Origin of the sequence: Ramlibacter aquaticus (assembly GCF_015159745.1) — a bacterium.
In the GTDB taxonomy this organism is placed as follows: Bacteria; Pseudomonadota; Gammaproteobacteria; order Burkholderiales; family Burkholderiaceae_C; genus Ramlibacter; species Ramlibacter aquaticus.
On the sequence record NZ_JADDOJ010000048.1, the window covers coordinates 21,416 to 30,359 of the forward strand.

General features: G+C 71.4%; 11 protein-coding genes. 7 read left to right on the forward strand and 4 right to left on the reverse strand.

Annotated elements, in window-relative coordinates; all coding sequences use genetic code 11:
• Nucleotides 1-14 precede the first annotated feature (14 nt).
• The 3 genes from IM725_RS12485 to gpmA form a co-directional block, all read right to left on the reverse strand.
• A complete protein-coding gene (locus IM725_RS12485; protein WP_193780926.1) occupies nucleotides 15-767 on the reverse strand; it encodes a HesA/MoeB/ThiF family protein in 753 nt (250 codons plus the stop codon).
• Nucleotides 768-864: 97 nt separating this feature from the next.
• Nucleotides 865-2,301 (reverse strand): S41 family peptidase, encoded by a 1,437-nt coding sequence (locus IM725_RS12490; RefSeq protein WP_193780927.1) that lies wholly within the window; start codon nucleotides 2,299-2,301, stop codon nucleotides 865-867.
• 143 nt (nucleotides 2,302-2,444) lie between these two features.
• Nucleotides 2,445-3,188 (reverse strand): 2,3-diphosphoglycerate-dependent phosphoglycerate mutase, encoded by a 744-nt coding sequence (gpmA, locus tag IM725_RS12495; protein WP_193780928.1) that lies wholly within the window; start codon nucleotides 3,186-3,188, stop codon nucleotides 2,445-2,447.
• Nucleotides 3,189-3,261: 73 nt separating this feature from the next.
• Here gpmA and IM725_RS12500 point away from each other — a divergent pair, with 73 nt between their 5' ends.
• The 4 genes from IM725_RS12500 to IM725_RS12515 all read left to right on the forward strand — a co-directional run bounded on the left by IM725_RS12500 (nucleotide 3,262) and on the right by IM725_RS12515 (nucleotide 5,505).
• Nucleotides 3,262-3,669, forward strand: a complete 408-nt coding sequence (locus IM725_RS12500; RefSeq protein ID WP_193780929.1) for a rhodanese-like domain-containing protein — start codon at nucleotides 3,262-3,264, stop codon at nucleotides 3,667-3,669.
• 38 nt (nucleotides 3,670-3,707) lie between these two features.
• Nucleotides 3,708-3,965: a glutaredoxin 3 gene (gene grxC, locus IM725_RS12505; RefSeq protein WP_193780930.1), complete on the forward strand. Its 258-nt coding sequence runs from the start codon at nucleotides 3,708-3,710 to the stop codon at nucleotides 3,963-3,965.
• A gap of 73 nt (nucleotides 3,966-4,038) precedes the next feature.
• Complete coding sequence (secB, locus tag IM725_RS12510; protein WP_193780931.1) at nucleotides 4,039-4,494, forward strand: protein-export chaperone SecB; 456 nt, start codon at nucleotides 4,039-4,041, stop codon at nucleotides 4,492-4,494.
• 12 nt (nucleotides 4,495-4,506) lie between these two features.
• Nucleotides 4,507-5,505 carry an NAD(P)H-dependent glycerol-3-phosphate dehydrogenase gene (locus tag IM725_RS12515; RefSeq protein ID WP_193780932.1) on the forward strand — a complete coding sequence of 333 codons (999 nt, stop codon included), beginning with the start codon at nucleotides 4,507-4,509 and terminating at the stop codon, nucleotides 5,503-5,505.
• 18 nt (nucleotides 5,506-5,523) lie between these two features.
• Here IM725_RS12515 and IM725_RS12520 read toward each other — a convergent pair whose 3' ends face one another.
• Complete coding sequence (locus tag IM725_RS12520) at nucleotides 5,524-5,838, reverse strand: thioredoxin family protein (RefSeq protein ID WP_193780933.1); 315 nt, start codon at nucleotides 5,836-5,838, stop codon at nucleotides 5,524-5,526.
• A 115-nt stretch (nucleotides 5,839-5,953) separates the two neighbouring features.
• Between IM725_RS12520 and IM725_RS12525 the strand changes: the two genes are divergently transcribed.
• The 3 genes from IM725_RS12525 to nadA all read left to right on the forward strand — a co-directional run bounded on the left by IM725_RS12525 (nucleotide 5,954) and on the right by nadA (nucleotide 8,753).
• On the forward strand, nucleotides 5,954-6,658 hold the full coding sequence (locus tag IM725_RS12525) for a hypothetical protein (protein WP_407692523.1): 705 nt from the start codon (nucleotides 5,954-5,956) through the stop codon (nucleotides 6,656-6,658).
• 75 nt (nucleotides 6,659-6,733) lie between these two features.
• Nucleotides 6,734-7,600 carry a carboxylating nicotinate-nucleotide diphosphorylase gene (nadC, locus tag IM725_RS12530; RefSeq protein WP_193780935.1) on the forward strand — a complete coding sequence of 289 codons (867 nt, stop codon included), beginning with the start codon at nucleotides 6,734-6,736 and terminating at the stop codon, nucleotides 7,598-7,600.
• Between the two features lie 31 nt (nucleotides 7,601-7,631).
• The gene (gene nadA, locus IM725_RS12535) at nucleotides 7,632-8,753 is read left to right on the forward strand and encodes a quinolinate synthase NadA (protein WP_193780936.1); all 1,122 of its coding nucleotides are present in this window, start codon (nucleotides 7,632-7,634) and stop codon (nucleotides 8,751-8,753) included.
• Nucleotides 8,754-8,944: the final 191 nt, after the last annotated feature.

Genomic DNA, 8,944 nt, shown 5'->3' on the forward strand with positions numbered 1-8,944 from the left:
TGAGTGCCGACCGCTCAGTGCCGCCCGCCGCAGACGCTGCAGCCGGGGTCGCGCGGCGTGCGCAGGGCCGTCCACTCCATGGCGCGCGCGTCCAGCATCAGCAGGCGGCCGCGCGCGACCTCGCCCACGCCGGCCAGCAGCTTGAGCGCCTCGGCCGCCTGCATGGAGCCGATGATGCCCACCAGGGGCGCGAACACGCCCAGGGTGGCGCAACGCGTCTCCTCGAAGGCCTGGTCGGGCGGGAAGACGCAGGCGTAGCAGGGCGAAGCCGCATCCCGCGTGTCGTACACCGCGAGCTGCCCGTCGAAGCGGATGGCCGCGCCCGAGACCAGCGGCTTGCCGTGGCGCACGCAGGCGGCGTTGATCGCCTGCCGGGTCTCGAAGTTGTCGCAGCAGTCCAGCACCACGTCGCAGCCGGGCAGCAGTTCGTCCAGCAGGGCGGCGTCCGCGCGGGCCTGCAGGGTGCGCACCCGGGGCCCCGGGTTCAGCGCCGCGATGGCCTCGCGCGCGGAGTCGACCTTGGGCCGGCCGATGCGGGCCATGTCGTGGGCCAGCTGGCGCTGCAGGTTGGTCAGGTCCACCACGTCCGGGTCCACCAGCGTGATCTCGCCCACGCCCGCCCCGCCCAGGAACAGGGCGACGGGCGAGCCCAGGCCGCCGGCGCCCACCACCATGGCCCGGCCCGCCAGCAGGCGCTCCTGGGCCTCCACGCCCAGCTCGTCCAGCAGGATGTGGCGGGAATAGCGAAGCAGCTGCTCGTCGGTCATGGCGGGATTGTCGGGCAGAAGCGGGGCCAGAAAGCACAAGGCCGGCGAAGGCCGGCCTGGGGGAGGGCTGCGGAAGCGGCGGCGCACGCCGCCGTCCTCACTGTTCCTTCTTCTCGTTCTTGTCCTCGACGACCTGCGTCTTGCTCACCAGCACCGGGCGGCCCTTGAGCTGGTTCAGGGCCTGCACCAGCTGGAAGTCCTTGTCGGAGCCGTACTCGGGGATCTTGCGGTCCACCGGGGCCTTGCGGGCGGCCTCCTCGGCCTTCTTGATCGCTTCCTCGCGCGCCTTCAGGAAGGCCGGGTCCTGGGACTCGGGGCCCTGGCCGCTGGACAGGTGCTTGTCCAGGTCGGCCTCGCGGGTGCGCAGGGCGGCGAACAGGTTGCCCTCGGGCGTCTCGTCCACCATCACGTCGGGCACGATGCCCTTGGCCTGGATGGAGCGGCCGCTGGGCGTGTAGTAGCGGGCGGTGGTCAGCTTGATGCCGGCGTCGCCGATGGGCCGCACGGTCTGCACCGAGCCCTTGCCGAAAGTCTGGCTGCCCAGGATGGTGCCGCGGTGATGGTCCTGCAGGGCGCCGGCCACGATCTCACTGGCCGAGGCCGAGCCTTCGTTCACCAGCACGACCAGCGGCACGGTCTTGAGCGCGGCGGGCAGGTGGCGCAGCGGGTCGGCGCCGGCGCGGCGCTGGTAGTACTCGGGCGCGGCCTTGAGCACCATCTTGCTTTCGGCCAGCTGGCCGTTGGTGGACACCACCACGGCGTTCTCGGGCAGGAAGGCGGAGGACACGGCCACCGCGGCGTCCAGCAGGCCGCCCGGGTCGTTGCGCAGGTCCAGCACCAGGCCCTTCATGTTGGGCTCCTGCTTGTACATCTCCTCGATCTTCTTGGCGAAGTCGTCGACGGTGCGTTCCTGGAACTGCGAGATGCGGATCCAGCCGTAGCCCGGCTCCGTCACCTTGCCCTTCACGGACTGGGTGCGGATCTCCTCGCGCGTGATCGTGACCGGGAAGGAGCGGTTCTCGTCCTTGCGGAAGATGGTCAGCAGGACCTTGGAGCCGGGGTCGCCGCGCATGCGCTTGACGGCCTCGCTCAGCGTCAGGCCCTTGACGGCCACCTCGTCGATCTTGGTGATCAGGTCGTTCGGCTTGAGGCCGGCGCGGAAGGCCGGCGAGCCCTCGATCGGGGAGACGATCTTGACCAGCCCGTCTTCCTGGGAGATCTCGATGCCCACGCCGACGAAGCGGCCCGAAGTGCCTTCGCGGAATTCCTTGAAGGTCTTTTTGTCCATGTACTGCGAGTGCGGGTCCAGGCTGGACACCATGCCCGCGATCGCGTCCTCGATCAGCTTCTTCTCGTCCACCGGCTCGACATAGTCGGTCTTGACCATGCCGAACACGGCGGCGAGCTGCTGGAGCTCATCCAGCGGCAGGGGCGCGAGCGAGCCACGGGCGACGGTCTGCAGCGACACCGTCGTGAGCGCGCCGGCCAACGCGCCTGCGGAAATCCAGCCGGCAATCTTCAATTTGTGGCTCATGGGGAGAAGCTCGAGTCCTTCGGGGAAATATACACCTGCGAAGACGATATGACGCAATCGTTACCGGGGGGTTCCCGCCGGTTGCGCAGGTGGCCGAGGAAATTTCCCGGTTGGGGCGGCCGGCAGGCGCTGCGGCCTGCCGCTCAGGCCTTGCCCTGTCCGGCCACGGCGGCGGCGGCCCGGGCCGCCGCCTCGGCGTCGCCCAGGTAGTAGTGGCGCACCGGCTTGAGGTCGGCGTCGAGCTCGTACACCAGCGGGATGCCGTTCGGGATGTTCAGGCCCACGATGTCCTGGTCGGAGACACCGTCCAGGTACTTGATCAGGGCGCGGATCGAGTTGCCGTGGGCCGCCACCAGCACCCGCTTGCCGGCCCGGATGGCCGGGGCCATGGACTCGTTCCAGAAGGGCAGCACCCGGGCCACGGTGTCCTTGAGGCACTCGGTGGCGGGGAACTGCTCGGGGCTGAGCCGGGCGTAGCGCAGGTCGCCGCGCTCGGAACGCGGGTCGCCCGGCTCCAGGGGCGGGGGCGGCACGTCGTAGCTGCGGCGCCAGACCAGGACCTGGTCGTCGCCGTACTTCTTGGCCGTCTCGGCCTTGTTCAGGCCCTGCAGGCCGCCGTAGTGGCGCTCGTTCAGGCGCCAGGAATGCACCACCGGCAGCCAGGTGCGGTCCATCTCGTCCAGCACGTGCCACAGGGTGTGGGTCGCCCGCTTGAGCACGCTGGTGTAGCAGAGGTCGAAGTCCCAGCCGCCCTCGCGCAGCAGCCGGCCGGAGGCCTTGGCCTGGGCGATGCCGGTCTCGGTGAGCGGCACGTCGGTCCAGCCGGTGAAGCGGTTTTCCAGGTTCCAGGTCGATTCGCCGTGGCGGATCAGCACGAGTTTGTACATGGCAGGGGGCAGGGGGAAACCCGGCATTCTAGAATCCCCGGTTGACCTTTCCCCGGCCCCAAGGACCCCCCAAGTGAAATTCCTGCTCGACAACTGGATGCTGATCTCCGTCGCCCTCGTCTCCGGGGGGCTGCTGCTGTGGCCCGTCATCGCCGGCGCCACCGCCAGCGGCCTGAGCACCGCCATGGCCGTGCAGATGATCAACCGCGAGAAGGCCGTGGTGGTCGACGTGTGCGAGCCCGCCGAGTACGCGCAGGGCCATGTGGGCGGCGCCCGCAACGTGCCGCTGGCCCAGCTGGAGCAGCGCCTGCCCGAGGTCGTCAAGAACAAGGCCCTGCCCGTGATCCTGGTGTGCGCCAGCGGGGCGCGGGCCCAGCGGGCGGTCGCCACGGCCCAAAAACTGGGTTATGAGAAGGCCCAAGCCCTGGCCGGCGGGCTGAAAGCCTGGAAAGAGGCTAACCTGCCCATCGAGAAAGCCTGAAACCCCACCGCCCGAGAGATCGAGAGAGAGCCATTGCGATGCGACCCGTGAAGATGTACACCACCGCCGTCTGCCCTTATTGCGTGCGGGCCAAGCAGATCCTGAAGGCCAAGGGCGTGGAGCAGATCGACGAGGTGCGCGTGGACATGGACCCCGCCGAGCGCGTCCGCATGATGGAAACCACGGGCCGCCGCACGGTGCCCCAGATCTTCATCGGCGACACCCATGTGGGCGGTTGTGACGACCTGGTCGCGCTGGACGCGCGGGGCGGGTTGGTGCCCCTGCTTCAGGGATAATCCCCCGCGACTCCACCGATCGGCCCGCCCGGCTTGACCGGCGGGCCTTCGTTTTTTTGAACCCGAGACCACCATGGCCGACCAGCAAGAACCCGTGTTCCAGATCCAGCGCGTCTACCTCAAGGAGGCGTCCCTGGAGCAGCCGAACTCGCCCGCCATCCTGCTCGAGCAGGAGCAGCCCTCCATCGACATCCAGCTCGGCGTCGAAGCCGGCCAGGCGGCGGACGGCGTGTTCGAGGTCTGCGTCACCGCGACCGTGACCACCAAGATCAAGGACAAGACCGTGTTTTTGGTCGAGGCCAAGCAGGCCGGCATCTTCGAGATCCGCAACATCCCGGCGGAACAGATGGGCCCCATCATGGGCATCGCCTGCCCGCAGATCGTGTACCCCTACCTGCGCGGCAACGTCGCCGACATCGTCACCCGCGCCGGCTTCCCGCCGGTGCACCTGGCCGAGATCAACTTCCAGGCCATGTACGAGCAGCAGCAGGCGGCCCAGCAGGGCCAGCAGATCATCACCAACGCCTGAGGCCGGGGCGCGATGAAGGTCGCGATCCTCGGTGCGGGCGCCTGGGGCACGGCGCTGGCGATCGCGCTGGCGGGCCGCTGCGACACCACGCTCTGGTCGCGCGACGAAGCGCAGCAGGCCGCCCTGGCCGCGGCGGGCGAGAACGCCCGCTACCTGCCGGGCCATGCCCTGCCGGCCGCCCTGGCCCTGGCGCAGGGCCCGCAGGCGCTGGCCCGGCTGGCCGCCACTCAGGACCTGTGCATCGTCGCCACGCCGCTGGCCGGCCTGCGCGAGATGCTGCAGGCCCTGCGCGAGGCGCCCGGCGCCGTGGCCTGGCTGTCCAAGGGCGTGGAGCCCTCGCGCGCCGGGCAGCCCGGCCTGCTGGGCCACGAGATCCTGGCCGAGGTGGCGCCGCGGCTCGCCGCCGGCGTGCTCAGCGGCCCCAGCTTCGCCCAGGAGGTGGCGCGCGGACAGCCCACCGCCCTGGTGGCGGCCAGCGCCCATGCGCGGGTGCGCGAGGCCCTGGTCGCGGCCGTCCATGGCGGCCACCTGCGGGTCTATGCGAATGACGACGTCGCCGGCGTGGAAGTGGGCGGCGCGGTGAAGAACGTGCTGGCCATCGCCACCGGGCTGTGCGATGGCCTCTCCCTGGGGCTGAACGCCCGCGCCGCCCTCATCACCCGCGGCCTGGCCGAAATGTCGCGCTTCGGCATGGCGCTGGGCGCGCGGGCCGACACCTTCATGGGCCTGTCCGGCCTGGGCGACCTGGTGCTCACCGCCACCGGCGACCTCAGCCGCAACCGGCGCGTGGGCCTGCTGCTGGCCCAGGGCCGCAGCCCGGGCGAGGCGCTGGAGTCGCTGGGCCACGTGGCCGAGGGCGTCTACTGTGCCCGCACCGTGGTCGAGCGCGCCGCCGGCCTGGGGGTGGACATGCCCATCGCCCGGGCGGTGGTCGACCTGCTCGATGGGCGGCTGGCGCCGCGCGAGGTGGTGGCCGAGCTGATGGCCCGCGAGGCCCGGGCCGAAGGCTGAGCCTGCGGCCCGGAGTGCTCAGGCGCCGGCCTGCGCCAGCGCTTCTTCGATCGCCTGCACCGCCTGCGGCCGCACCAGCCGCGCCACCTCCTGCCCGTCCCGCAGCACCACCAGGGTGGGCCAGAGCTTGACCCGGTAGGAGCGGCCCAGCGGACGGCCGGGGCCGTCCTCGACCTTGAGGTGGCGCACGCCCGGGTGCGCGGCCAGCGCCTCGCGGATCAGCGGCTGGGCGCCGCGGCACCAGCCGCACCAGCCGGTGCCGAATTCCAGCAGGGTGGTCCCGGGCAGGGCGTCGACCGCCTCGCGGCGGGGTTCTTCGGCAGGCGCTTCCATGGGCCGCACTGTGCCAGAGCGCGGGGCCGTCCGGCTGTACGCCGCGGGCACTGCGCGCCGCCCGGATTTGGCGGACACTGCGCTCTCGCGCCACGTTTGGCAAACAAAAGGAGACATTTTCATGCGCCCCCTGTTCCTGGTTCCCGCCGCCCTGTCCCTGGCTGCCCTGCTGGGCGCCTGCACCACCGGCACGCCGCAGGCCCCTGCCGCGGCGGCCGGCGCCACGCCCGACCGCAGTGCCATGACCTTCTTCGTGACCAGCGTGAACCCCGGCAAGGGCGGCGACCTGGGCGGGCTGGCCGGCGCGGACGCGTGGTGCAAGGGCCTGGCCGATGCCGTGGGCGCAGGCCGGCACACCTGGCGCGCCTACCTGAGCGCACCGGCCACCGCGGGCAGCCCGGCCGTGAACGCGCGCGACCGCATCGGCAAGGGCCCCTGGACCAACGCCGACGGCGTGGTGGTGGCGCGCAACCTCGAGGAACTGCACGGGGCGGCCAACAACATCAATGCCGAGACCGGCCTCACCCAGCTGGGGGCCAGGGTGCCCATGCGGCCGCAGGTGCCGAACTGGCACGACATCATGACCGGCTCCGACCCGCAGGGCCTGCTGAAGACCGGCGTGCCCGACGCCACCTGCCAGGGCTGGACCAGCGCCAGCACCGGCTCGGCCTTCGTCGGCCACCTCAACCGCACCGGCATCAACCCCGACCCCGTCGCCAACGTCTCCTGGAACGCCTCGCACGGCACGCCGGGCTGCAGCCTGCCCGAGCTCGCCCGCGTGGGCGGCGGCGGGCTGTTCTACTGCTTCGCGGCCGACTGAGCCGCGCGGGCGGGCGGCCCGCGTGACTAGCCCGCGACGCCGACCCGGGGTTGCCGCTGCGGCTATGCTTGCCGCATGGACGATTTTTTCTCTGCAGAGCGGCTCGCGGCGCTGGCCCGCGAGGATGCGGCACGCGCCTTCGCCGAGGACGTGGGCGCCGGTGACCTCACCGCCGGGCTGATCCCGGCCGACGCACGGGCCACGGCCCGCATCCTGGCGCGCGAGCCCGCCGTCATCTGTGGCCGTCCCTGGGTCGAGGCCGCGCTGGCCCAGGCCGCGCCCGGCACCACCTCGCGCTGGCAGGTGGGCGAGGGCGAGCGCTGCGCCCGCGACCAGGTGGTGCTGGTGCTGGAAGGCCCGGCGCGCGGCCTGCTCACGGCCGAGCGCACGGTGCTCAACTTCCTGCAGCTGCTCAGCGCGGTGGCGACCAAGACCGCAAGCTACGTCGAGGCCGTCAAGGGCACGCGCGCGGCCATCGTGGACACGCGCAAGACCCTGCCGGGCCTGCGCATGGCGCAGAAGTACGCGGTACGCACGGGCGGCGGCGTCAACCATCGCATCGGCCTCTTCGACGCGGTGCTGATCAAGGAGAACCACATCGCAGCGGCCGGTGGCGTGACGGCAGCGCTGCGTGCCGCGGCCCAGGCCGCGCCGCGCGCGAGCTTCGTCCAGATCGAGGTCGAGACGCTGGCGCAGCTGCACGAGGCGCTGGCCGCCGGCGCGACCATGGTGCTGCTGGACAACATGGACCTGCCCACGCTGAACGAGGCGGTGCGCATCAACGCCGGCCGGGCCGTGCTGGAGATCTCCGGCGGCGTGACCCTGGAGGGTTTGCGCACCCTGGCGGAAACCGGCGTGGACCGTATCTCCATCGGCGGCCTCACCAAGGACGTGAAGGCCATCGATTTCTCGATGCGTTTTTCCGAGGCGGCGGGCGCATGAGCCGCGCCGCGATGACCTGCCTGGAGGCTGCATGAGCGCCGTGATCCCCGTCGTCAAGGACGTCGAATTCGACCACCCCGTCGAAGGCAGTGCCTGCGAGACCCGCCATGCCTGGGCCCGGGTGCCGCCCGAGCCCGCGCCCGCCGAGCGCGCGGCCCTGAAAGCGCGCATCCGCGACCTGCTCAAGGCGCGCAATGCGGTGATGGTGTCGCACTACTACGTGCACCCCGACCTGCAGGACCTGGCGGAGGAGACGGGCGGCCTCGTCAGCGACTCGCTGGAGATGGCGCGCTTCGGCCGTGACCATCCGGCCCAGACCCTGGTGGTCTCGGGCGTGCGCTTCATGGGCGAGACCTCCAAGATCCTCTCGCCGCACAAGCGCGTGCTCATGCCCGACCTGGACGCGACCTGTTCGCTGGATCTGGGCTGTCCGGCCGACGAGTTCTCGGCCTTCTGCGACGCGCACCCGGACCGCACGGTGGTGGTGTATGCCAACACCAGCGCGGCGGTGAAGGCGAGGGCGGACTGGCTGGTCACCTCGAGCTGCGCGATCGAGATCGTGCGCGCGCTGCACGAGAAGGGCCACAAGATCCTGTGGGCGCCCGACCGCCACCTGGGCAGCTACATCCAGCGCGAAACCGGCGCCGACATGGTGTTCTGGAACGGCTCGTGCATCGTGCACGACGAGTTCAAGGCCTTCGAGCTGGAGGCGCTCAAGCGCGAGCACCCGGCGGCCAAGGTGCTGGTGCACCCCGAGTCGCCGGCCGACGTGGTCGCCCTGGCCGACGCGGTGGGTTCCACCTCGGGCATCCTGAAGGCCGCGCGGGAGATGGATGCGACGGAGTTCATCGTCGCCACCGACAACGGCATGATGCACAAGCTGCGCACGCTGAACCCCGGCAAGATGTTCTACGAGGCGCCCACGGCCGGCAACAGTGCCACGTGCAAGAGCTGCGCGCACTGCCCGTGGATGGCGATGAACGGGCTGGCCGACGTCGCCCGGGTGCTGGAGACCGGGGCCAACGAGATCTTCGTCGACCCGGCGCTGGGGGAGCGGGCCCGCTTGCCGATCGACCGGATGCTGGCGTTCACGGCGGCGATCAAGGACGGCCGGCCGGCGGGGGCCTTGGTGCCGAACATCGGGGCGGCCTGAGGTTTTTCGCCCTGCGGGCGGCTGGGGCTGGCCTGTGCACCCTCGATGCTTTGCAGGCGGCGACCCCTGCCCTGCGGTGATGCTTGCCCTGCGGGCGGCCGATGCCCTGCCGGCGGCTCCCCCACTCTCCCCCCGCCCTCTCGCCCCAGTGGGGCGAGAGGGAGCCTGAAACCCATCGTGCGCCTTGACGC